The sequence below is a fragment of the Actinomadura sp. 6K520 genome (assembly GCF_004349245.1).
Classification (GTDB): Bacteria; Actinomycetota; Actinomycetes; order Streptosporangiales; family Streptosporangiaceae; genus Spirillospora.
Map to the genome: position 1 here is coordinate 1 of NZ_SMLC01000118.1, position 23,598 is coordinate 23,598.

The 23,598-nt window shown below is 73.1% G+C and carries 17 protein-coding genes, 1 pseudogene and 1 riboswitch; of the genes and pseudogenes, 8 read left to right on the plus strand and 10 right to left on the minus strand.

Annotation, left to right across the window (positions count from 1 at the left end; all coding sequences use genetic code 11):
- The 5 genes from E1289_RS26040 to E1289_RS26060 form a co-directional block, all read left to right on the plus strand.
- A partial coding sequence (locus tag E1289_RS26040) for a DUF4282 domain-containing protein (protein ID WP_131984642.1) occupies positions 1–409 on the plus strand: 409 nt, incomplete at its 5' end.
- Positions 410–421: 12 nt separating this feature from the next.
- On the plus strand, positions 422–2,803 hold the full coding sequence (locus E1289_RS26045) for a serine/threonine-protein kinase (RefSeq protein WP_243713150.1): 2,382 nt from the start codon (positions 422–424) through the stop codon (positions 2,801–2,803).
- Positions 2,800–3,927, plus strand: coding sequence for a response regulator receiver protein (locus E1289_RS26050; protein WP_131984644.1), 1,128 nt, complete (start codon positions 2,800–2,802; stop codon positions 3,925–3,927). Before E1289_RS26045 ends, E1289_RS26050 begins: the two co-directional genes overlap by 4 nt.
- 26 nt (positions 3,928–3,953) lie before the next feature.
- The gene (locus E1289_RS26055) at positions 3,954–5,876 is read left to right on the plus strand and encodes an AAA family ATPase (RefSeq protein WP_131984646.1); all 1,923 of its coding nucleotides are present in this window, start codon (positions 3,954–3,956) and stop codon (positions 5,874–5,876) included.
- A complete protein-coding gene (locus tag E1289_RS26060; RefSeq protein WP_165970615.1) occupies positions 5,873–6,622 on the plus strand; it encodes a 4Fe-4S single cluster domain-containing protein in 750 nt (249 codons plus the stop codon). Before E1289_RS26055 ends, E1289_RS26060 begins: the two co-directional genes overlap by 4 nt.
- Here E1289_RS26060 and E1289_RS38390 read toward each other — a convergent pair.
- Positions 6,526–7,458 (minus strand): hypothetical protein, encoded by a 933-nt coding sequence (locus tag E1289_RS38390; RefSeq protein ID WP_165970616.1) that lies wholly within the window; start codon positions 7,456–7,458, stop codon positions 6,526–6,528. The genes E1289_RS26060 and E1289_RS38390 overlap by 97 nt on opposite strands.
- On the opposite strand from E1289_RS38390, the gene E1289_RS38395 reads away from it, so the two are divergent.
- Entirely contained in the window at positions 7,432–7,983 is a 552-nt protein-coding gene (locus E1289_RS38395; protein WP_165970617.1) for an FHA domain-containing protein, read from the plus strand. The two genes, E1289_RS38390 and E1289_RS38395, sit on opposite strands and share 27 nt — an antisense overlap.
- A gap of 88 nt (positions 7,984–8,071) precedes the next feature.
- On the opposite strand, the gene typA is transcribed toward E1289_RS38395, so the two are convergent.
- On the minus strand, positions 8,072–9,925 hold the full coding sequence (typA, locus tag E1289_RS26070; RefSeq protein ID WP_131984650.1) for a translational GTPase TypA: 1,854 nt from the start codon (positions 9,923–9,925) through the stop codon (positions 8,072–8,074).
- A 189-nt stretch (positions 9,926–10,114) separates the two neighbouring features.
- Positions 10,115–10,250, plus strand: a riboswitch (cyclic di-AMP (ydaO/yuaA leader).
- 7 nt (positions 10,251–10,257) lie between these two features.
- Here typA and E1289_RS26075 point away from each other — a divergent pair.
- On the plus strand, positions 10,258–11,259 hold the full coding sequence (locus E1289_RS26075; protein WP_243713151.1) for a C40 family peptidase: 1,002 nt from the start codon (positions 10,258–10,260) through the stop codon (positions 11,257–11,259).
- 333 nt (positions 11,260–11,592) lie between these two features.
- On the opposite strand, the gene E1289_RS26080 is transcribed toward E1289_RS26075, so the two are convergent.
- From E1289_RS26080 to E1289_RS26090, 3 genes are read right to left on the minus strand one after another with little or no spacing between them, the layout of a single operon-like run.
- Positions 11,593–12,000 (minus strand): (deoxy)nucleoside triphosphate pyrophosphohydrolase, encoded by a 408-nt coding sequence (locus tag E1289_RS26080; RefSeq protein ID WP_131984652.1) that lies wholly within the window; start codon positions 11,998–12,000, stop codon positions 11,593–11,595.
- Positions 11,997–12,758 carry a Mut7-C RNAse domain-containing protein gene (locus E1289_RS26085; RefSeq protein ID WP_131984654.1) on the minus strand — a complete coding sequence of 254 codons (762 nt, stop codon included), beginning with the start codon at positions 12,756–12,758 and terminating at the stop codon, positions 11,997–11,999. The genes E1289_RS26080 and E1289_RS26085 overlap by 4 nt, the downstream gene beginning before the upstream one ends.
- A 38-nt stretch (positions 12,759–12,796) precedes the next feature.
- Positions 12,797–14,071, minus strand: a complete 1,275-nt coding sequence (locus E1289_RS26090) for an amidohydrolase family protein (RefSeq protein WP_131984656.1) — start codon at positions 14,069–14,071, stop codon at positions 12,797–12,799.
- Positions 14,072–14,131: 60 nt separating this feature from the next.
- Here E1289_RS26090 and E1289_RS26095 point away from each other — a divergent pair, with 60 nt between their 5' ends.
- Positions 14,132–14,659, plus strand: a complete 528-nt coding sequence (locus tag E1289_RS26095; protein WP_207929150.1) for a MarR family transcriptional regulator — start codon at positions 14,132–14,134, stop codon at positions 14,657–14,659.
- 4 nt (positions 14,660–14,663) lie between these two features.
- Here the strand turns inward: E1289_RS26095 and E1289_RS26100 are convergent, their stop codons facing one another.
- From E1289_RS26100 to E1289_RS39125, 5 genes and pseudogenes are all read right to left on the minus strand, one after another.
- The gene (locus E1289_RS26100; RefSeq protein WP_131984658.1) at positions 14,664–15,725 is read right to left on the minus strand and encodes an NlpC/P60 family protein; all 1,062 of its coding nucleotides are present in this window, start codon (positions 15,723–15,725) and stop codon (positions 14,664–14,666) included.
- The gene (locus E1289_RS26105) at positions 15,722–16,363 is read right to left on the minus strand and encodes a hypothetical protein (protein ID WP_131984660.1); all 642 of its coding nucleotides are present in this window, start codon (positions 16,361–16,363) and stop codon (positions 15,722–15,724) included. Before E1289_RS26105 ends, E1289_RS26100 begins: the two co-directional genes overlap by 4 nt.
- A gap of 42 nt (positions 16,364–16,405) precedes the next feature.
- Positions 16,406–18,943, minus strand: coding sequence for a type IV secretion system protein (locus tag E1289_RS26110; RefSeq protein WP_131984662.1), 2,538 nt, complete (start codon positions 18,941–18,943; stop codon positions 16,406–16,408).
- Positions 18,940–21,432, minus strand: coding sequence for an ATP-binding protein (locus E1289_RS26115; protein ID WP_243713152.1), 2,493 nt, complete (start codon positions 21,430–21,432; stop codon positions 18,940–18,942). The genes E1289_RS26110 and E1289_RS26115 overlap by 4 nt, the downstream gene beginning before the upstream one ends.
- Before the next feature lie 154 nt (positions 21,433–21,586).
- A pseudogene (locus E1289_RS39125) lies at positions 21,587–23,598 on the minus strand (hypothetical protein); the annotation flags it as partial.

Below are 23,598 nucleotides of genomic sequence, written 5' to 3' on the forward strand. Positions count from 1 at the left end.
CCGTCCGCCCGACCCCGCCCACGGACCGCACAGCCAGGGGTACGGGCCGCAGGACCAGGGGTATGGGCCGCAGGACCAGCAGGGCTGGACGCCTCCGCCGCGCGACCCGGCGGGCAAGGGCATCGCCGGGACGCTGTTCGACATGAACTTCGACCACATGGTCACCCCCAAGCTGGTCAAGATCATCTACGCGCTCGCGCTGGTCCCGATCACCCTGCTGGCCCTGCTGATCGGGTGGTACGCGCTGGCGTACCTCCAGGAGGGCCCGGCCGTGGTCGGCCTCGTCCTGCTCGTCGCGGCTCCGCTCATCTGGATCTTCCAGGTGCTCATGACCAGGGTCTTCTTGGAGTTCGTGATCAACCAGTTCAAGGTCAGCGAGTACCTGCGGGCCATCAAGGACAAGGACTAGGCGGAGCAGCCGGTGGGCGAGTTCGACGGGACCGGGCCCGGTGCCGGTCCCCCACCACGGGACACGCGGCGTGACACACCGCCCGGCCCGCGGCCCGAAACCGGGGCGACGCAGCGCGACGACCGCGTACCCGGGCCGCGTCCGGCGGCCGAGACGCGGCGGGACGGGGAGGCGGCCGCCGACCCGCTGATGCGGCTCCCCGCGGTGCTCGGCGAGCGGTACCGGGCGGTGGCGGAGCTGCCCGTGCAGGGCGCCGAGTCCGACCTGCTGCTCGTGCGGGACGCGCACGGCGCCGAGTACGTCGCCAAGATCTTCCGCCGCGGGTACCGCGCGGACCGCGAGGTCTGGGCGAAGCTGCCCGCGCTGGACTCCCCGCACGTGCTGCGCATCCTGGAGACCGGGCACGCGGACGGCCGCGACTACGAGGTCGCCGCGTACGCGCCGGACGGCAACCTGCGCACGCTGATGGGCGGGGGCCCGCTACCGGCGGGGACGGCGGGCGAGATCGCGGCGCAGCTCGCGGCCGGGCTGACGGCCCTGCACGGCGCGGGCATCGTCCATCGCGACCTCAAACCGGAGAACGTCCTGGTGCTGGGCACCGATCCGGTCCGGCTGGCGATCGCCGACTTCGGGCTGAGCAGGGTGCTCGACCAGAGCGTGGTGTTCGCGTCGTCGTCGCGGACGCTGGCCTACGCGGCGCCGGAGTCGCTGTCCGGCCAGGTGTCGCCCGCCCGCGACTGGTGGTCGCTCGGCATGATCGTCCGGGAGCTGGCCACGGGCCGGCCGCCGTTCGAGGGGCTGAGCGAGACCGTCGTCGTCGACCATCTGGCGACGCGTCCGGTGCGCGCGGACGACGTCCCCGACCCGCGGCTGCGGCTGCTGTGCCGGGGCCTGCTGGCCCGCGACCCCCGCCGGAGGTGGACGGGCGAGCAGGTCGCCGAGTGGCTGGACGGCGGTTCACCGCCCGTCGCGGAGGAGAGCGCCGAGCCCGAGACGGGCGCCGGGCTCCCGTTCAGGGGGCACCGCTACACCCGCCGTGACGAGCTGGCGCGCGCCCTCGTCGAGCACTGGGAGCACGCCGCCCGGTACTTCTTCGGGCGCGGGGAGACGGGCGAGGCGTGGCGGAGCCTGCGCGAATGGCTCGCCGGCATACCGGACGACAGCCGCATCGCGCTCGTCGACGGCTACCTCGCCACCGCGCTGCCCCCGGACGTGAAGCTGCTGCACCTGGTCCGCTGGCTGGACCCGGCGCTCCCCCCGCACTTCCTCGGCCGGCGGCTGACGGCCGGCGACCTGCCCGGCCTCGCCGTCCTCGCCGACGACCACCGCCACGCCGACCACCGGACCGCGTGCCTCATCGGGCGGGCGCTCTGGGAGCAGCACCTGCTGCACGTCCTGGCGGGGTTCGACACCGGCGAGGGCCTGGACCGGGTCGACGACCAGTGGCGTGCCCACGTGTCGGCCTGGAACGACCTCGCGCGCTGGCTGCGCGGCCAGGACGGGATGCCGCCGGGCCTCGCGCGGCGGCTGCCCGACGCGGGCGCAGAGGATCCGCCCGCCGTCCTGCTCACGCTGCTCGCCCTGGCGGCCCGTCCCGCCGAGACCCATCGGCTGATCGCCGAGGGCGCCGCGCGGGCCCGCGAGTTGATGACCGAGCCGGTGCCGTGGTTCACGTGGCTGGCGGACGGCGCGGGCGACGACCCGCTGCGGCTGCTCGCGGTGACGCTCGCCGCGCCCGAGGCCGTCGTGGAGACCGAGGCGCGGGCGCGGGAGCTGGCGGCGGCGCGGCAGCGCGACGAGGCGCTCCGCGCGCACTGGGCGGAGCGGGAGCGGGAGCGGCTCGCCGGGCGTACCTCGGCGATGACGCGGGCCGCGCTCTGGACGCTGCCCTTCCTCGCCTTCTGGCTCCTCGGCAGCTGGGTCGTGGGCTCGCTGTTCGGCGGGGGCGACGGCGACGGGACCTCCTCGGTCGGGCTGCAGAGATCGTCTTCGGGCATCCCGTTCGGCGTCCTGGCCGTCTTCTCCGTGCTCGCCTGGGTGGTGCACTGCGGCAGCGAACTGTTCGTGGCACGCGCGCAGGGCAAGGACTACCTGCCGTACGGGCCGTGGTCGATGCTCTCCACCTTCCTGGGTGCGAGCGGACGCGGCCTGTCGAAGGCGTCGCAGACGATGACGGGCGCGGCGCGGAGCACCGGGCGGCGCGGCTGCGGCTTCCTGCTCCTCGCCGTTACGATCCCGCTGCTGATTCTCATGCTGTTGGTCGGGGCGCTGACGTCCATCGCAAGCATGCTCTGGCTGCTTCTCCTCATCGTGGGTCCCGCCTCCCACGCCGTGGGGGCGGGCGTCAGGCTGCACCAGTGGCGCCAAGCGCGCACGATCGGAGGAAGCTCGTGAGCAGCGGGATCGAGGCGGAGGTCGTTCTGGACGCCGCGGTCGTCCTCAGCCTGGGCATGAACCGGGTGCTGGGAGACGCCGCGGGGCTGGCGGGCCGGGGCGCCGAGGCGCTCGCCGCGCTCGCCGAGGGGCGCGCGGAGGCGCGGGCGGCGGCCCTGGCCGAGGTCGAGACCCACGAGCGGGCCCTGCGGGAGGTCGTGGAGCGCAACGCCCGCATCGCGGCGCTCGCCGAGACCGCGGCGAAGATCGGCGCGGCGGCGGCGCTGCCGGAGCGGCTCCAGCCCGGCGAGCGGTCCGCCGCGGAGCTGACCGCCTGGTGCGCCGCCACCGACCCCCTGCTGGACGAGGCCGAGCGCCGCCTGTCGGAGCATCTCGCCGCCCAGGTCACCACGCAGATCTTCCCGGCCCCCGCCGAAGGGCTCCGCGCGGACACGGGGAAGAGCGCGCCGCCGCCGCCCACCCGAGACGACGTCCGGCGGAACCTCGAAAGGATCATGGCGCGGCTGCTGCCGGACGTGGCCGAGGAGGAGCGGCGGGCGGTCGCGGAGGCGGCCGGGCTGCTCGCCGGGACCGGGACGGCGGAGGAGGCCGAGGACGTCCTGCAGGAGGTCCGGCTGCGGATCCAGGCCGCCAACCGCAGCACCGAGGCACGCCGCGCGGAGGAGCGGCGGCGGGCGGCCGAGCGCGACGCCGCCGAGCAGGCCGCGGCCGAGCGCCGCTACGTCCTCGACTCGATCACCGCGGCGTTCGAGGACATGGGGTACGAGGTCCAGGCCGGGTTCGAGACGCTGACCGCCGACGACGGCACCCTGACGCTGACGAAGGGCGCCTGGCCCGACCACAGCGTGAAGATGAAGGTCGACGACGCCGCGCACGTCCGGGCGTCGATGATGCGCGAGCGGCCCGCCGAGAGCGAGGACGACCGCCGCGTCGACGTGGAGCGCGAGCGCGAGTGGTGCGAGGCGTTCGAGGCCGCCCGCGACCGGCTGCGCGACGCCGGGGTCCGCGCGGACGTGGCGTGGCGGCTGGAGCCCGGGGTCCGCGAACTGCCGGTTTCGGCCCGGCCGGGGCAGACTAGGGGCCGTGCGAGCCAACGCGAGCGCCACCGCGAGCGTCACAACTGAGGTGCGGGATTGCCGGGGGAGCAGGTATGAGCATTGAATCGCCCACGCTCGGGGGGCGGCTGCAGGGATGGCCGCCGTTCATCCGGGAACTGGACGCGACCCTTTCCGTGCACTCCCAGTACGTCCTGTCGGGCAACCTGTACGACAGCTTCCTGACGCCGGCCGCGGACGGCGGCGGGCACGGGCAGCTGCTGCCCCTGCGCGCCCTGCTGTGGGAGACCCTGCGGTCCAGCGGCGCGGCGTTCATGGCCGGCTACGACCCGGTGGACGGGCTGCAGATCATCCCCGGCCCCGGCGAGCCGGGCGGGGACGAGGCGGCGCAGGCGGCCGAGCGGCTGCTCGGCAAGCTCAAGCCGGACGACAAGCCGTCGCTGGAGGCGCTGACCCGGCTGCTGGCCGCGATGGCCCGGCCGAAGGAGAACGTCCGCGCCGCGTTCCTGATCGACTCGGCGTCGCGGATCGCCCGGACCCCGACCGATCTGGAGCCCGCCGAGCGCGACTTCTTCCGGGTCTGCGCGAAGCTGTCGCGCAGCGCCCGCCCCGTCCGGGTGCCGGGGGCGCGGCCGAAGCCGCTCTACAACCCGATCGTGTGGCTGGTGGAGCGGCCCGGCGACCTTCCGCCGTGGCTGACGACCGACAACGAGACCATCCGCGAGATCACGATCCCGCGCCCGCACCTGGGCGACCGGCAGGAGACCGCGCGGCTGCTGGCCCGCGCGTTCGGAATCAGCGACGTCGGGGCGGACGAGGTCGCCGCCGCGGCGTGCGACGCGTTCGCCGAGCAGGCCGACGGGCTCACCCTCCAGTCGATGATCGAGGTGACCCGGCTGGCCAAGGAGCGCAACGTCGACCTGGCCGACCTGCCGGACGCGGTCCGCACCTACAAGCTCGGCGTGCTCGACAACCCGTGGAGCCGCGGGCACCTGCGGCGCCGCGTGCTGGAGGGGGAGCGGCGCGTCCCGGAACGGGTGATCGGGCAGCCGCAGGCCGTCACCAAGACCCTCGACATCCTGAAGCGGGCCGTGCTCGGCCTGTCGGGTGCGCAGGCGACCCGGTCCGGCAGCCGGCCGCGCGGCGTGCTGTTCTTCGCGGGGCCGACCGGCACCGGCAAGACCGAGCTGGCCAAGGCGATCACCGAGCTGGTCTTCGGGGACGAGTCCGCCTACCTGCGCTTCGACATGAGCGAGTTCTCCGGCGAGGGCTCCGGCGACCGGCTGATCGGGTCGCCGCCCGGGTACGTCGGGCACGAGGCGGGCGGGGAGCTGACCAACGCCGTCCGCGAGGATCCGTTCCGGGTGATCCTGTTCGACGAGATCGAGAAGGCCCATCCGCGGATCCTGGACAAGTTCCTCCAGATCCTGGAGGACGGCCGCCTCACCGACGGGCGCGGCAACACCGTGCACTTCTCCGAGTCGATCCTGATCTTCACCTCGAACCTCGGGATGTTCGTCCCCGGCCGGGACCTCACGCTCCGCGACGCGTCGCCGCACGACCCCGGCATGGGCGGCAGAGTGCAGAACATCACACCGGGGATGTCGTACGAGGAGGTCCAGCACCGCATCAAGGGCGCGGTCGCCGACCACTTCACCGAGGTCCTCAACCGGCCGGAGCTGCTCAACCGGTTCGGGGACAACATCGTGGTTTTCGACTTCATCTCCGCCGAGGCGGCGCACAAGATCTTCGATCTGCAGTTCGCGAACATCTGCCGGCGGGTCACCGACGAGCACCGGCTCGTCCTCACCGTGAAGAGCGAGCCGCTGGCGACGCTCCGCGAGTGGTGCACCGAGGAGCTGGACAAGGGCGGCCGCGGGATCGGCATGGCGCTGGAGTCGCACTTCGTCAACCCGCTGGCGCGCGCGCTGTTCGACCGGGACCTCGGCCCGGACGACAAGATCACCGTGACCGGCATACGCCGCGAGGGCGGCATCGTCCATCTGGATCTCACGTGACCCCGGAACGCCGGACGGGCGGCGGCGACCCGGCCGGGGCCCTGCTGCTCGCCAAGGCGCACTACCCGGTGACCACACTCGGCCCCGGGACCCGCGCCGGCATCTGGACGCAGGGCTGCACGCTGCACTGCCACGGCTGCCTGTCCCGGGACACGTGGGACGCCGATCCGGGCAGGGCCGTCCCCGTCGAAGCGGTCCTGGGCTGGCTGGACTCCCTGCCGGGACCGGTGGACGGGGTGACCGTCTCGGGCGGCGAGCCCTTCCAGCAGCCGGCCGCACTGGCGGCTCTGCTGAAGGGGATACGCGCGTGGCGAGAGACCCGCGACCGTGAGACGATTGCGTTGGACATATTGGTTTACAGCGGATATGTCTACTCTCGGCTCGCCCGTACCGGTGAGACGCGCGAGATCCTGGACATGTGCGATGCCGTGATCACGGGGCCGTACGTCGACCGGCTCAACCCCGAGGGGCGACACGACGGGGGTGGCTCTCTACTCTGGAGGGGGTCGGCCAACCAGCGAGTCGTTCCGTTGTCCCCGCTGGGGCACGAGCGGTACGGAGCACTGGCCGGCGTCGGGAAGACTGAGAAGGCTACAGGGCCCCGAGTACAGGTGTCCGTGGACGAAGGGCCGGAGGGAAGGCGGGTGTACTACATCGGGATCCCGCGGAGAGGTGACATGGAGCACCTCACGTCGATGCTCGACCGCGCCGGCGTGCGCTCGGGGGATGTGTCATGGCGACCTTGAAATGTCCTGTCTGTGACGAGCCGTTCCAGCCGGGCGACCTGCTCTGCATGAGCTGCGGGGCCAATCTGGCGCGCGCCGGGGGCGGCGCCCACCGGCAGCAGGGGCCGGGCGGGTACGACGACCAGCAGCGGCAGGGATACCCGCCGCAGGGTCCCCAGGGCGGTCAGCAGTACGGAGCCCCGGGGCAGCACGGCCAGCCGTACCAGCAGGCACCGCAGCACGACCCCTACCAGCAGCAGGCGCCGCAGCACCAGGCCCCGCACCAGCCGGGCCCGCCCGGCCAGCCGCAGGACCCGTGGGGCCCGCCGCAGCAGCAGCCCGCGCAGCCGGACGCGTGGGGCGCCCCGCCCATGCCCGACCAGCACGGACAACCCCAGCACGGCCAGCCCCAGCACGGCCAACCCCAGCACGGGCAACCGCAGCACGGCCAGCCTCAGCACGGGCAACCGCAGCACGGGCAGCCCCAGCACGGCCAGCCTCAGCACGGGCAACCGCAACATGGCCAGCCCCAGCACGGCCAACCCCAGTACGGGCAGCCTCCGAACCAGCCGGGGGGGCAGCCGCAGCACGGCGGCGGCCAGCCGCCCGTGCCGCAGCAGCAGCCGGGCGGGGACCCGTGGGGCCTGCCCCAGCAGCAGCCCCAGCAGGACCAGTGGGGCGCGCCCCAGCCCCCGCAGCAGTACGGCCAGCCCGACCAGCAGTACGGCCAGCCCCAGGACCAGCAGTTCCCGCCGCCGCAGGACCAGTACCAGCAGCGCGAGCCGCAGTACCAGCCGCAGGACCAGTACGCCCCTCAGGACCAGTTCGGCATGCCGCAGCCCGGTCCGGCGGACCACGGCTTCGGGGCGCCGCCGCAGCACGGCGGCGGGCAGCCGCCGATACCGCCGCACGGGCGCGAGGCGACGCTGCTGCCGCCCGACCAGAACCACGGCCAGCGTCCCGCCGCGGACCCGGGCGGCACGGCGTTCATGTGCCCCTACTGCGAGGCGGTGCTGTCCAACCCGGGCGCCGCGCAGTGCGAATCGTGCCTGCGCCCGCTGCCGGGGAAGGGCACGCCGGTCCTGCGGGTGCAGTTCCCCACGGGCGAGCTGAAGGTCTCCGTCGGGCAGCACCTGGTGCTGGGCCGCGACGCGGGCCAGTCCCCGGTGGCGTCGACGTTCACGCAGTACGACAACGTGTCGCGGCGCCACTCCACGGTGTGGCTCGACCCGTCCGGCACGGCGTGGGTGCGTGACGAGGGCTCCACCAACGGGACCTTCGTCAACGGCGAGCGGCTCCCCCGCGGCGTCGAGGCCCCCCTCCGCGACGGCGACCAGCTCCGCCTGGCCGCCGACGTGACGGGGACCGTCCAGCTGGTCTGAGCAGCACGGCAAAGGGGCGGCCCCCGGTTCCCAGAACCGGGGGCCGCCCCTTCTCGTTCGCTGCCGGGCGGTGCCGGCCCGGCGGGTGTCAGCCGGCGCGCTTGGTGCGGGCGCGCGTGCGCTCGCGCTCCTTGGCGTCCAGCACGACCTTGCGGATGCGGACGAAGCGCGGCGTCACCTCGACGCACTCGTCCTCGCGGCAGAACTCCAGCGCCTCCTCCAGCGACAGCTGCCGCGGCGGGGTGAGCCGCTCCAGCTCGTCACCGGTGGACGACCGCATGTTCGTGAGCTTCTTCTCCTTGGTGATGTTGACGTCCATGTCGTCGGCCCGGGAGTTCTCCCCGACGATCATGCCCTCGTACACCTCGGTCGTCGGCCCGACGAAGAACGTCCCGCGCTCCTGCAGGTTCATGATCGCGTACGCGGTGGCGGCGCCGGCCCGGTCGGCGACCAGGGACCCGGACGGGCGGGTGCGCAGCTCCCCGAACCAGGGCTCGTAGGACTCGAACACGTGGTGCGCCATGCCGGTGCCCCGGGTCTCGGTCATGAACTCGGTGCGGAACCCGATCAGGCCGCGCGCCGGGACCAGGAACTCCAGCCGGATCCAGCCGGTGCCGTGGTTGGTCATCTGGACCATCCGGCCCTTGCGGACGGCCAGCAGCTGCGTGACGGCGCCGAGATGCTCCTCGGGGACGTCGATGGTGAGCCGCTCGACCGGCTCGTGCTTGCGGCCGTCGATGACCTTGGCGACCACCTGCGGCTTGCCGACCGTCAGCTCGTAGCCCTCGCGGCGCATGTTCTCGACCAGGATCGCGAGGGCCAGCTCGCCGCGGCCCTGCACCTCCCAGGTGTCGGGACGCTCGGTCGGCAGCACCCTGATCGACACGTTGCCGACGAGCTCGCGGTCCAGCCGGTCCTTGACCATCCGGGCCGTGACCTTCGTGCCCTTCTCGCGTCCCGCCATCGGCCCGGTGTTCGTGCCGATCGTCATGGAGATCGCGGGCTCGTCCACGGTGATCAGCGGCAGCGGGCGCGGGTCGTCCGGGTCGGCGATCGTGTCGCCGATCATGATGTCGGGGATGCCGGCGATCGCGATGATGTCGCCCGGCCCCGCCTCCCGCGCGGGCTTGCGGGTGAGCGCATCGGTCATCAGCAGCTCGGTGATCTTCACGCGCTCGACCGTGCCGTCATGCCGGCACCAGGCGACCTGCTGGCCCTTCTTGATCGTCCCGGCGTGCACCCGGCACAGCGCGATCCGGCCGAGGTAGCTGGAGGCGTCCAGGTTGGTGACGTGCGCCCGCAGCGGGACGTCCGGGTCGTAGGACGGCGCCGGGATCGTCTCGGTGATGACCTTGAACAGCGGCTCCAGGTCCGCGCCCTCCGGCATCGCGCCGTCGGCCGGCTTCTCCAGCGAGGCCCGCCCGGCGCGTCCCGAGGCGTAGACGATCGGGAAGTCGATCTGCTCCTCGTCGGCGTCGAGGTCCATGAACAGTTCGTACGTCTCGTCCACGACCTCGTCGATGCGGGCGTCGGGACGGTCGGTCTTGTTCACGACCAGGATCACCGGGAGCCGCGCGGCGAGGGCCTTGCGCAGCACGAACCGGGTCTGCGGGAGCGGGCCCTCGCTGGCGTCCACCAGCAGGACGACACCGTCCACCATGGACAGCCCGCGCTCCACCTCGCCGCCGAAGTCGGCGTGGCCCGGCGTGTCGATGATGTTGATCGTCATCCCGTTGTGCCGGACCGCGGTGTTCTTGGCGAGAATGGTGATGCCCTTCTCGCGCTCCAGATCGTCGGAGTCCATCACCCGGTCGTCGACGTGCTGGTTCTCGCGGAATGCCCCGGACTGCCAGAGCATGGCGTCGACGAGCGTCGTCTTCCCGTGGTCGACGTGGGCGACGATCGCTACGTTTCGGAGGTCGTCGCGCGTGGAGTTGGGCATGCGAGGCTCGCCTTGGCTGAGAGAACGGGGATCGCCGCAGAGCGCGGCACTTGACCATTCTACTTGCCCGTACCCGCGGCCCGCCCTGCAGCGGCCATGGCGGCCGTCACGGACCCCCGATTCGCCAACTTTGCTCGTTCTTTGTAATCTGCCCGAGATCCGGTCGTCCGGAGTCCCTCCCCCGGGACTGCGACCGGAGCGCCTAATCTCCCGCGTGCGGGAGAGCCGGGGACCCAGGTCCCTGGGGTGAATCGACACACGTCGTAGGGCGATCTCCCGGCCCGAACCCGTCAGCTAACCCGGTAGGCGTGCGAGGAGAGGAGAACACCGGCTTGGCACCGGCTCCCCGACGGTGGCGCCGCATCGCGCCCGCCACCACGGCCACGATGCTCCTGATCGGCCTCGGCACCACCTCGCCCGTGACCGCCCACGCCGCCGCGCCGGCCCGGCTGTCCCCCACGCCCACTCCGACGACGGAGGAGGGCCTGCGCAAGAGCCTGGACGCGCTGAACGAAGAGGCCGAGATCCTCACCGAGAAGTTCAACAAGACCCGCGTCGACCTCGGCGACGCCCAGCAGGCCGAAAGCGCCGCCGCCAGGCAGGCCGCGCTCCTGCGCGCCCAGGCCGCCCCCGCCCGCGAGCAGCTCGGACGGGTCGCCGCGGCCAACTACATGACCGGCGCACCCGACGTGATCTTCGGCGCCGATGGCTCCCCCGACGGCCTGGCCGAACGCGCCTACCTCACGCAGAGCCAGGCCAACGCCGTCCTCGCCCTGCAGAAGCAGATCCAGCAGGCCGAGGCCGCGCAGCGCACCGCCGAGGCCAAGACCGCCCAGGTCGAGAAGGCCACCGCGGACGCCAAGGCGGCCCGCGAAGCGGCCCGGAAAAAGGTCGCCGAGGTCATGAAGCGCCTCGACAAACTGACCACCACCCGCGTCAGCGACCCCCGCAGCGGCCTCCGCGCCACCGTGAAGGGCTCCGACCTCCCGGCCGACATGGCCCGCAAGGCGCTCGCCAAGCTCGGCTCCCCCTACGTGTGGGCCGCCTCCGGCCCGAACAGCTTCGACTGCTCGGGACTCGTCGTCTGGGCCTACGCCCAGGTCGGCAAGCGCGGCCTCCCCCACTACACCGGCGCCCTGTACGGCCTCGGCACCAAGGTCCCCCGGGACCGGCTCCGCTCCGGCGACCTCGTCTACTTCGGCGGCAGCCTCCACCACATGGGCATCTACCTCAGCGACGGCAAGTACGTCCACGCCCCCCGAACCGGCGATGTGGTGAAGATCTCAAGAATGTCGGACCGCTCCGACTACGCGGGCGCCAACCGCATCACCTGAGACGTACGGGGGCTTCCTGCGGCGCGGCAGGAAGCCCCCGTATTTATTGTTTTTTCTGGTCGGGCGCCTGGGGCGCCCGACCAGAAAAAACGTGCGATCGCTAGCATCGCTCCGGCTCGCCTAGCGGCTCGCTGCGCGATCAGGTTTCTTGCTTCGCTCGGAACCTGCCTTCGGACGCGATCGCGACTGTTGAGGTTGTTGCGGGGTTGCGGTGGTGGCTGATGTCCGTGCGCACCTGGGCTGATGTCGGTGCGAAGGGTGCCGCCGGTGACACTACGCGACCTACTGAAGCCAGGCACTGGTGCGGTGACCATCGAGTTCGTTGACTTGCGGCTAGGTGAGGCCGTGGTTTGCCAGGGCTTCTATTACTGGGCGGTCGCCTGGTAGCCAGTCGACGTCGTACAGCTCGTCCGGGGCCAGCCAGCGTAGGGCCAGGTGTTCGAGTGGGCGGGGTTCGCCTTCGATGATCTTGGCGGTCCATACGCGGAGGACGGTTCGTTCGGACAGGTGCCAGTCGCCGCCGATGCGGTCCAGCAGCCGGACCTTGATGTCGAGTTCCTCGTGGCACTCGCGCACCAGGGCGTCCTCGTCCGACTCGCCGGGGTCCACCTTGCCGCCGGGGAGTTCCCAGCCGCCCGCCATGTGCGGCGGCTCGGCGCGTTGCGCGCTCAGGAGCCGGCCCTCGGAGATGATCGCCGCCCCGACTATGACCAGGTCGATGTCGACCGGCTCCCTTCTCATCGCGGCCCCTCCTGGACGGACCCGAGCAGGCGCGTCGCGTCCTCGACGATTCTCTCAAGGTGGCCGCCGTGCGCGCCGCGCCAGTAGAGCTGGCCGCAGTCCGCGCAGCGGCCGTAGACGTCGTAGGAGCGGCGCGTGCCCGCCTCAAGGTGCTTCTCGATCTCCTGTTTGTCGACCGGGACGAGTTCGCCGTTACAGGCGGTGCAGCGGGTCCACGGGCGCAGGACGGGCGCGAACCGGTCCAGGACGTCGCGGAGCTGGTCGTCCGGGCGGGACCCGCGGACGTAGGCGCCGAACCACAGTGCGCGGCGGCGGAGGAGCCCGCGGTCCTGGGTGAGCAGGACACGGCCCTCCTCGTTGGCCTGGACGACCAGCGCCGGGTCGTCCATGTCGTTGTGGTAGGCGGTGTCCAGGCCGAGGAGGCGCATCCGGCGCGCGAGCGTGCCCAGGTGCACGTCGAGGACGAAGCGCGGGGCGTCCTGCCCCGGCTCCAGCGGGACGGGCTGCGGGCGCGGCACCGCGTCCACGCGCACGTCGGCGCCGGCGGCCGGGCGCGTCGCCGGGTCGGCCGGCTCGCCGCCGATCGTCATCGGGCCTGCCTCGGGCAGCGGCACCCCGAGCGACTCCACAAGGTGCCCCAGCGTCGAGGTTCCGCCGCAGGCGACGCGGCTCACGCGTGCCCGCCGCGCGGCGGGCAGGAACATCAGCAGTTCGTCGGCAAGGCGGATGGTCAGCTCGGGCTCCACGACGATCAGCATGCCACGCGCACCCCGGATTCCCCGCCGCAATATTCGCCTCAGGCGGCGGTGAGGCGTGCCGCCGAGTCCGCCAGAGACGTCAGGAGGGACGGGACGTCATGGCGCAGGACGCCCCCGCGCTTCACCACGCGGCCCCCGACGATGACCGTGTCGACGTTGCGGGTGTCGGCCGCGAGGACCACCGCTGCGATGGGGTCGTGGGCCGCGGCGACGCTCAGGGTGTCGGTGCGGAGGATTTGCACGTCCGCCTGCTTGCCGGGGGTCAGGGAGCCGGTGACGTCCGCCAGGCCGAGGGTCTCGGCGCCCTCGATCGTGGCCATCCGCAGCGCGTCGGCGGCGGTGAACCCCAGGCCGGCGCCGTCCGCGCGTCCCCGTTCGAGGACGTAGGCGGCCCGCATCACGGAGAACATGTCGCCCGGACCACTGGTGACTGTGTCGGCGCCCAGGCTCGTCGGGACGCCCGCCTCCCGGGCCCGTCCGGTGGGCGGCGGGCCGATGTTCAGTGCGGCCTCGATGCCGGGCGAGACAGAGACGGTCCCGCCCTGGGCGGCGATCCGCTTGAACGTCTCATCGGTGTAGAAATTGGCGTGCACGTAGGTGATGGGGTGCGCTGCCAATCCGTGGGCTTCCAGGAACGCCAGGCCCCGGGCGGCGCTCTCGGCGCCGTGGCCGCCCATGTGCGTGGTGACCGGCAGCGCGAGGTCGCGGGCCAGGTTCCATTCGCGGAGAGCGCGTTCCTCGCCGGCGATCTCCGGCCCCAGCGCGGCCAGCGCCATGGTGACCGTCCCGGCGGGCGTGTCGAAGTACTCGCGGCGGACGCGGGTCGTCTCGGCGGTCAGGTCCTTGCCGGTGTGGCAGTAGCCGAACACCGCCCTGATGCCGGACGTGCGCAGCGCGTCGATGCTCGCGTCCGTGTGGCCGGGGCCGAGCTGGATGTGCGACCAGTCGAGCAGGGTCGTGATCCCGGAGTCGAGGCACTCCAGCGAACCGGCGAGCGTCCCGGTGAACACGTCGCCGGGGCGGTAGCGCGGCGCGATCTCGCCGTGGACCCGGCGCAGGTAGGCGGGCAGCGTGCCGTCGGGGAGGACCGCCCGGATCCCCGCCTGCCAGGTGTGCCGGTGGGTGTCGACGAATCCCGGCAGGACGATGTGGCCGGTGGCGTCGATCACCTCCGTGCCGGGGGAGGTGGTCGGCGCCGGGCCTACGGCGGTGATCCTGCCGTCGGTGATGAGGACGTCGGTGCTGCCCAGGACGGTCGGGCGGGGGGCGGTGTCGATGACGATGCCGTTCTTGACCAGTAAGGAGGTTGCCATGTCGAAAGCTTAGATAAAAGCTTTTCAAAAAGCAATGGGCGGAGTGAGTATCCTCGGGGCGTGCAGGGTGACGCGGGTGGGGTGCCGCGCGACGACATCGACGTCGTGGCGGAGACGTGGCGGCGGGAAGGTCTCCCCGAACCGCTGGTCGCGATACTGGAGGTCGGGAAGCGGGCCGGGCGGATCACCATGCTGATCGAGCAGGCCATGCGCGCGGAACTCGCCGAACTCGGCCTCACCTACGCCGAGTTCGAGGTGCTGACCGTCCTGCGCCGCGAGGGTGCGCCGTACCGGCTCCGGCCGAGCGAGCTCACCCGGTCGGCGTTCCTCACGTCGGGCGGGACGAGCAACGTCCTGCAGCGGCTCCAGCGGGCCGGGTACATCGAGCGGGCCGCCAACACCGGCGACGCCCGCAGCCGCTTCGTCCAGCTCACCGGAGAGGGACTGCGGGTCACCGAACGCGCCATGCGGGCGTCGGGCGCGGCGCACCGGGAGGTCCTGGCGGGCGTGCCGCCCGAGGACGTCCGGCACGCCGCCGACGCGCTCCGCGAGATCCTGCTGGTCATCGGAAGGCGCCGGTTCAGGTGACCGTTCAGCCGCCCGGGCGGTCGGCGGCCAGCTCGGTGACCTTGCGCTTGAAGTCGGGCCGGGCGAGCGGCCGGGTCGTGCCGATCCAGTCGGAGCGCTTGTAGGGCTTCACCCCGATCGCGGGAACGCATGTCGAGCAGCTCGCCACGATCATCTTGTTGTCGCCGATCACCATCCCGACATGGCCGGGGTTGTTCGCCGACGTGCCCGGACCCGAGTTGAAGAACACCAGGTCGCCGGGCTGCTCCTTGCCCTTGTCGATCTTCACGCCGAACGGCCACTGCTGGAAGGTCGTGCGGGGGAGGTCGAGGCCGACCGTCCGGTAGGCGCCCTGGATGAGGCTGGAGCAGTCCCACGCGTCCGGTCCGTTGGCACCGAACACGTAGGGCTTGCCGCGCTGCGCCATCGCGAACTTGATGATCCGCTGGACGAGACCGCCGACGTCCGAGGGCAGCTCGTTGTCCTCGCAGTCGATGCCGTTCGCCTGGACGACCTCGAATTCGCCGCCCACGTACCGCTTGGCCCAGTCCAGGACGAGGTTCACGTAGTCCCACGAATGGTTGTAGGCGAAGATGGCGGTCCGCATGCGCTCCGGGGCGCCGGATGCCTTGAGGTAGTTGGCGGCGGACGGGATCGCGTCCGCCGGGTCGTAGCGGTCCTTGCGGCCGTCGCCGTTCCCGTCGACCCCGTACGCCTTGAACGTCGGGGCGAGGAACTGCATGGGGCCGCCGGCGCCCGCGTAGTTCTCGCCGCTGCCCACGCCGGGCAGCCTCGACCTGCCGTGGTCGGTCTCGACCTTGCCGACGGCCGCGAGCACGTTCCACGGGATGCCGTACTTCTCGCCCGCCTTCCGGTAGAGGCCGAGGAAGTCCGAGGGGATGGCCTGCGCGTCGTCCGCCGCGTCGGGCTGCGACCCGGCCCGCGTGACGTCCACGCAGTTGGACGTCACCCCGCCGCCGAACATGAACTGGCCCGCGCCGAACAGGATCGGGATGAAGACCACCCCGACGAACAGCAGCGACGCGACGCCGAGCGCCCCGGCGAGCAGCATGCGGCGGGTCGTCATCCCGTGTCACCCGCCTGCCCCACGTCCGCGGGCTGGAAGGCGTACACCTTCAGCGAGCCGCCCTCCCGCGCGACCGTCACCGCGTACCGTCTGCTGTCGCTGCTCTCGCGGCCGCCCTTGGTGACCTTCTGCAGGCCCGTCACCACGAACACGACCGAGTTGTTCTCGATGTTGCGCACCTGGTCGAGCGTGGCCGTGCTCTCCGCGACGACCTCGTTCCGGCGCCGCTCCTCCAGCAGCCCGGGGGTCGCCGCGTCCCGTTCGAGCTGGGCCCCGAGCTCGTCGGTGGCCAGGCCCGACAGCCGTGCGGTGTAGGTCTGGGGGGTCTCGTCGAAGCGGTACGTGCCGTAGGCGGCGACGAACCGCTGCGCCAGGTCGGCGGCGGTGGCGAACTCCTGGCGGGAGAACGGCAGCAGGCGGTAGATGTCGAAATCGCCCGGGGCGACCGTGCCTTCGATTCCGGGCGGCGGGGACGCCGGGCCGGTCGGGGCGCTCGTGGCGGGCGCGCCGCCCGGGCGGGCGTCCGCGCCGTCCGGCTCGCCCGCGGGCGCGGCGACCGTCAGGTAGACGCCGATGGCCGCGAGCACCACCACGAGCCCCGCGAAGAGCAGCTTCCGCCGCCGGTCGTTCAGGTTCATCGCTGGGTCTTCCTCATCCTCGGGAGACCTGACGGGCGAGGGTCACTCGTCCCGTCCCGGTTCACCGGACGGACGGTCCACCGGACGCAGCCAGAACGGGATCGGCGGGTCCTCCTGGGAGCCGCGCCTGCCCCACAGCGGCGGGGCCTGCCGCCGGCCGCCCTGCGGCTGGGACGGCGCCGGAGCACCGCCGCCCGCGCCGGTCCGCGGCCTGGGGACGTTCGACCCGCCGCCGGAACCGCCGCCGGAGCCACCGGAACCACCGCCGGAGCCGCCGCCGGAGCCGCCGTCGCCGCCGCCCGGGCGTGACCGGCCGCGGTCGTTGGAGCCGGACGAACGTCCGCCGCCGCCGAACCAGCCGCCGCCTCCGCCCGCGCCGTTCCCGGAACCGTTGCCACCGGAACCGCCGCCGGAGCCGCCGCCGGAGCCGCCGCCGGAGCCGCCACCTGACCCGCCGCCGCTGCCGCCCGAGCCGCCACGGCCGCCGCCCGAGCCGCCTCCGCCGGTGACGCCGCCGCCACCGGAGCCGCCGCGTCCCGTCCAGGACGTCGGGCGGGCGTTACCCGTGCCGGAGCCCGCGCCGGCGGTCTTCCGCCCGCCACCGCCCGCTCTGGCTCCGGCGACGCCTCCCGCGACACCGCCCCCCGCACCGGCACCCGCACCGGCACCGGCACCGGCACCGCCGCCGGCCGTCACGCCGCCGTCCGCGCCCTGGTCACCGGACGCGCCCGCGCGGGACGGCAGGTTCAGCGGCGGCGCGCCGCGCCGGGACCGGCCCTGCTGCGCCGCGGCGGCACCCGCGCCGCGCGGCTTGGCCGCGAGCACCGGCGCCTCCTCCGGCGACGGGCCCTCGCCCGCGCCGGCTCCCCGCCGGTCGGCCGCCACGGCCGTGCCGGGCACCACGTCGCCCTGCGTCGCCGGCGCCACCGCCTCGGAGGTCGCCTCGCGCCGCGCCCAGCGGGCGATGCCCGCCCCGGCTCCGCCCGTCGCCGCGGTCGCCACCGCCAGCGTGCCGCGGCGCGCCTCGGCGGCGGACCTGTTGAGCTGCGCCTCGCTCTTCTCCCGCGCCCCCACCGCGCCGTAGCCGACCGCCGAGAACAGGTGCTGGAACGGGCGGCGGTACACGAACGCGGCGAACGTCACCAGCGCGATGAGCAGGATCTGCAGGCCCCACGGCAGCGCCTCGCCGAGGATCAGCCCGTACGCCCACAGCAGCAGCGACAGGACCCCGATCAGCGCCGCCTGTTTCAGCAGCATCGACAGCAGCAGTTCCAGCCATCTGATCGCGATCACCCGGCCGATGCCCGGATGGATGCCGATGCCGAGGAAGATCGGCCCCGCCACCAGCAGCAGCAGGAACGCGATCTTCACCACGATCAGCGCGATGGCGATGACCATGATCAGGATGCCCGCGACGAGCGCCGCGAACAGGCCGCCGAACGCGACCGCCAGCCGGTTCTCCCAGTTCTTGCCCTGGAAGAGCGGATACGCCCCGGGATGCTCTTCCCTGATGTTCTCCGCGACGTCCTTGTAGGCGTCGGCCTTCTTCCCGAGATCGGCCTCGTTGTTGGGGCCGTGCGCCTCCGGCAGGTCGACCGCCTGCGACCACAGCAGCTTGTCGGCGTTCTCCTTCACGATCGCCGCGTTGGGATCGGTCGTGCCGAACTGGCCCTGCAGCCACGGTTTGCAGACGAGCGCCACCCACAGCTTGTTCGCGTTGCGCGACGTCTCGTCCAGGCTCTCCGCCGACGCCGGGTCCGCCCGGCCGCCGGGGGTCGGGATGCACACTCCGCCCCCGGTGTCGCTCTGCGGCAACGCGGCGTTGAACGCGGCGCTCGTCGCCTCCGACGTCTGCGTCCCGAGCGTCGTGAAGTCCGAGGGGCGCGCGATCAGCCACACGAGCGCCACCATCGCGACGACCATCCAGATGACGCCCTCGGTGACCTTGCTGGCCCGCTTGCGGACGAGGCCCCACCACGCCAGCCACATCGCCCCGAGGATGACCACCCACGACCAGTAGCGCGCGTTGAACGTCTCGCCCATGTCGCTGATGACGCCGTCGACGGTGTCCTTCAGCCAGTCGAGCAGCGACGGCGACGCCGCCGCCTGGTAGACGCTGATCGTGGTCCGGTCGATCGCCCGGACGAGCGTGAACACCGTGTTGGCGACGGCGTTGCCCATCATGGACATCGCGTCCGAGCAGCCCATGTCGACCGCGTACCAGTACTGCCCGGCCATGCCGTAGCGGTCGTAGTACGTCAGGTTCTCGACCGGGGTGTTCTTGAGCTTCTCGCTCGGGTAGTCCGGCGGCTTGATCATGCCGTCGGTCCCCGACCCGTACTGCTCGGGCGCCGGGTTCTCCGCCGGGCTGCACACGTCGTTCGGCATCGGCGGGTTCGGGATCGACGCCAGGGCGGGCGACAGCGGCCCCAGCATGAACAGCGCCATGAAGAAGAGCAGCAGCGCCGAGCGGCGCGCACGCGGATGCCGCCGCCGCGCCCGGCGGCGCGGGACCGCGCGGTCGAGCCCTTCGCCGGGCGAACGCTGCAGTCGCGCCGTCCCGGCCCGGGGACCCCTCATCGGCGGACCTCCTCGACCTCGGCCCCCGCGGTGGTCAGTTCGGACGAGCCCGGACGGGACCGGGTGGGGTTGGTGTCCAGCCAACGCTGCAGTTCCTCGGAGATCAGGTCGACGCCGATGCGTCCCGCTCGGCCGTCGAGGTCGCGGAAGATGCACTCGCCGTTGCCGAGGTTGCGCAGCACGGCCTTGTGCTCGTCGGACGCCTCCACGCCGAGCAGCGACATGACGTTGCCGACCTCGACGCGTTCGGTGGAACGGAAGGAGAACACCGACGACAGGCAGTTGGTGACCTGCTCGTTCAGCAGGTCGCCCGCGTTCTGGGAGACGAGGATCAGCGCGGTGTTGCGGGACCGCCCCATCCGCGACACCTCCGGGACGAGCTTGGCGCCCTCCGGCGTCGACGTGATCGCCCACGCCTCGTCCAGGAAGATCGCCTTGGGCAGCCGCCGGTCGAGGCCGTGCATCAGCCGCCGCGCGAACTGCGACACCAGGTACATCAGCGCCACCGACAGCCGCTGCTCGTAGGAGTAGTCCTCCCGGGAGATCGCGACGTCCGGCAGCGTGAGGCCGCCGAGCGTGAACACCGTCGTCCAGCCGGCGGTGTCGATGCGCTCCCCGCCGGACGGGTCGAAGCACAGCCGCGCGAGATGCATCTCCGACATCGACCGCAGCACCGCGCCGAGGTTCTTGGACGCCGGATCGTCGGTGCCCTCCAGGTAGTCGACGACGCGGCCGAGCGAGGGCCGTTCCGCGTTGGCGACCGCGCTGACCGCCTGGATCATCGCGGACTCGCGCTCCTCCGACATCCGCGGCAGCAGCAGCCGCAGCGTCTCCGTCGCCATCATCTTCTTCGTGGCGAGGTCGTCGCCGAAGGAGAACGGGTCGAGCAGCCCCGGCGCCGCCGACCCGAGCGGGAGGATCCGCGCCTTGCGGCCCCGCGACTTCAGCAGCTGCACCAGCGACTCGGCGTCGCCCTTCGGGTCGATCGCCGCGATCGTGACGCCGCGCAGCGCCATCTGGTAGATCAGCAGCAGCGCCAGCGTCGTCTTGCCGCCGCCCGGCTCACCGGTGATCGCGACGGCGGTCGGGCGGTTCCGGGCCGCGGCGACCAGCGGGTCGAAGTGCACGATGGACCGGGCCCGGCCGAGCGTCTCCCCGATGTACGGGCCGATCCAGCCCTCGTCGTGCTCGGGGGCGGGGCGGTCGCCCAGGTCGACGGTCGCGATCGGCATGCCGCCGGCGATCGTCCGCAGCGGCTGGCGCTGCGCGTAGGCGTTCAGCCGGATCTGGTCGCCGGGCAGCGACTCCAGGAACAGCGAGAACTGGTCGCCGGTCGAGTTGACCACGTCGATGCCGATGTCGCGGTAGTGCTCCACCACCGCGTCCACCCGCTGGCCGAGCAGGTCCTCGTTGGACGCGGACACGATCAGCCGGTGCCACCCGTACACGAACGGCAGCCGCTCCTTGGTGATGCCGTGCTCCAGCATCCGCGCCGCGTCGATCTGCTCCGCGAGCGCGATCGGCGCCTCCGCGCCCGCCTCGCGGATGTGCTGGTCCATGTCCCGGGCGTGCGCCAGCTTCCGCGAGACGTCCTTGGACGCCTTCGCCGGCGGGATCAGCTTCATCCGCGCGCTGATCTCCACGGGGAACGGGAGCGCGTCGGCGTAGTGGAGCCACGGCTCACCGTCCGGGAACGGCATCATGTCCGGGAACCGGGCGAACGACAGGTACGCGACATAGGACGCCGCCGTGGCGCCGCCGCCCGCGCCGGTGAAGTTCGGCTGCTCCACCCGCAGGTAGGAGCGCCCGTTGTGGATCGCGCCCTCGACCAGCGCCTCGATCTCGCCCTTGCCCCACGTCCTGCGGGAGACGGCGGACGGCGGCGGGTCGGCCAGCGACCCCGACACCGCGTGCTGGAACAGCCACGCCACCTCCGTCGAGGTGGCGTGCCGGGCGTACAGGGCCGATCCGCCGAGTGCCCGCCCGACCCGTTCGGCCTGCTCCGTCCAGCGGCCGATCTCCTTCTTGTCGATCGCGTCGTCGTGGACGCCGAGGGCGTTCTCGCTGCGCTTGTAGAACCCGAGGAGCTGCTTCAGCACCCCGCCCGACAGCTGCGCGCCCATGCCGCGCGGGCCGAGCCGGACCCCGAGGTAGACCTCCTTGGTCCAGAAGTCCTGGGCCCACACGTGCGCGTAGGACTCCTCCAGGTACTCCCGCCAGCCGGGCCCGCCGTCGGACGTCCGGTCCAGCGCCAGGGCCCAGTCCGCCGCCGGGTACGTGCGGTGCGCGATCCGCAGGTGCACTTCGGCGTCCTGCATGCGGATGCCCGCGAGCGCGATGGTGATGTTGGTGGCGAGCGCCTCGCGCTCCTCCCCGGTGGTGAACTCGTACGACACCGTGGGCAGCCGGAAGTACGCCCAGGCGGCGGTGTCGGTGAACAGCACGCGGTCGTCGAAGTACCGCACCGCCAGCCTGCTGGACTTGCTCACGCCGTCACCCCCACCCCGCATTGTCCCGGCGCCCCGGCGGCCGCGCAGGGTTGCCGGAGAGAGTCTTTCCGGTCCGGGTGGTGATCCACTTCAGGCGCGCTCGCCAGGAACGCCCGGCCCGCCCCGGTTTCCGGTTGATGCCCGCAAGGGGCGCTCATCGCGTGGCCTCCTGCTCCTGCTGAAGCTCCTGGTAACGCTCGGGCATGACGGTGAAACCACCGGCGACCACGCCGGCGAGGGCAAGGTAGGCACGCCGCGTGGGCGTCCGCAACGATTTCAGCTCGTTGCGCGGCGCGCGGTCCATGCTCAGGTGATCATCCCACGGAATGCGCACCAGCGCCCGGCACCGGCCGCGCGCCACGGCCTCGGCCTGCTCGACGTCGTCCATGCTGCGGCGGCTCACCCCGTTGATGACGGTCACCGCGCGGGACCGCAGTTCCTCGTAGCCGTGACCGTCCAGCCACTCGAACGTCATCGCGACCGCCCGCGGCGCGTCCGCGCTGGCCGGGGCGACCAGGACGATCTGGTCGGCGTACGGCAGCACCCGCGCGACCACCGCCGCGGCCGCGTCGATGAGCGTCACCGAGTAGAACTTGTCGATCGTCCGGATGGCCAGCGCGTAGTCGCGGTCGTCGAGCGCCTGCAGCGGGTTCTTGCCCGCCGCGATGACGTCGAGCCCCGACTTGGCCTGGGAGGTGTACCGGCGCATCGCGGTGAGGCTGCCGACCTGGTCGGCCCGGGTGATGAGCCCCGTCAGGGTCTCGTTCGTGTCGCTGCGCGTCCGCCGCGCCAGCGCACCCGGACCGGGATTCACGTCGATGGCGACCACGGGCTCCCCGTTGTGCTGCGCGAACGTGTGCCCGAGCATCAGCGCGGTCACCGTCTGCCCCGCCCCGCCGGTGCACCCGAGCACGACGACGTGCCGCGTCCCGTGGAACGGCTGCTGCAGGCGCTGCTGGTACTCGGCGTCCACGTCCCCGTGCCCGCCGCCGACGGCGTGGAAGAGCCGCCGCAGCCCACCGCCGCTGACCTCGTGCCCGGGGTCCGGCGGGGTGATCGCCGGACCGGACGGCGGCGGCGCGGGCGGCGGCGGCAGCGGCCGCGGCCGCACGGGCGACGCGGGCTGGGACCGCACCTCACGCGGCGGCGCCTCCTCCTCGACCGGCACCGCCGGTGGCGCGGCCTCCGCGGCAGGCGGCGGCGCGGCAGGCGGCGGCGCGACAGGCGGCGGCGCGGCCTCCGCGGCGGGCGGCCACGCGGGCCCCTCCGCCGCGGGACGCGGCTTGGACAGCCCCTCCGACCAAGGCCGGGGCGGGTCCATCCGAGGCGTCTCGGCCGACCGCGCCCCGAAGGCTCCGGGCACCATCGGAATGTCAGGCCGCGTAGGCCCCGCGGTCTCCGGCCGCCCGGCCTCCCAGGGCCGCGGCACATCCCGCCGCGTCTCCCGGACCTCCTGCTCACCGGCCCGCGCAGCCGGAACCTCCGGCTCGCCACGCCCGCCGGCGACCTTCTTGTCCCCGGCCTCTCCCCCGGCCTTCCGCGACGCCGGCCCCTCGGCCCGGCGCGCCACCTCAGCCGAAGCCGCCGCCTCGCCCTCCCGCACGGGCCGCGCGTGGCGCGGCGACTCTCCCGCGCGAAGTCGCTCGACGCGCGGGTACTCGGCATCGCGCGCCGCCGCACCCTCGCGCGCCGCCTCGTCCTTCCGGGCCGCCTCGGCTTGATGTGCCGCCTCGCTCCGAGGCGTCGGCTGGGCAAGGGGCGAGGGGCCGACGTTGGGGGACGGCTGGGAAGTTCGCGGGGTCCCGGACGGGGCCGCCGCCTCGCCCTCGCGCAGCGGCCGCGGGTGGCGCGGCGGCTCTGCCGCGCGGGCCCGCTCGCCCACACGCGGACGCTCGGCCTCGCGCGCCACCTCGGCCTGACGCGCGGCCTCGGTCTGGCGGGCCGCCTCGGCCTGACGCGCCACCTCGGCCTGACGCGCGGCTTCGGCCTGACGCGCGGCTTCGGCCTGGCGGGCCGCCTCGGATTGGCGGGCCGGCTCGCTCTGGGGCGTCGGCTGGGCATGGGACGAGGTCCCGACCGGGGTGGACGGCTCGCCGGTGCGCGGCCCGGACGCAGTCGCCGCCTCGCTTTCGGGTGAGGACTGCAGGTGGTGCGGCGGCTCGGCCG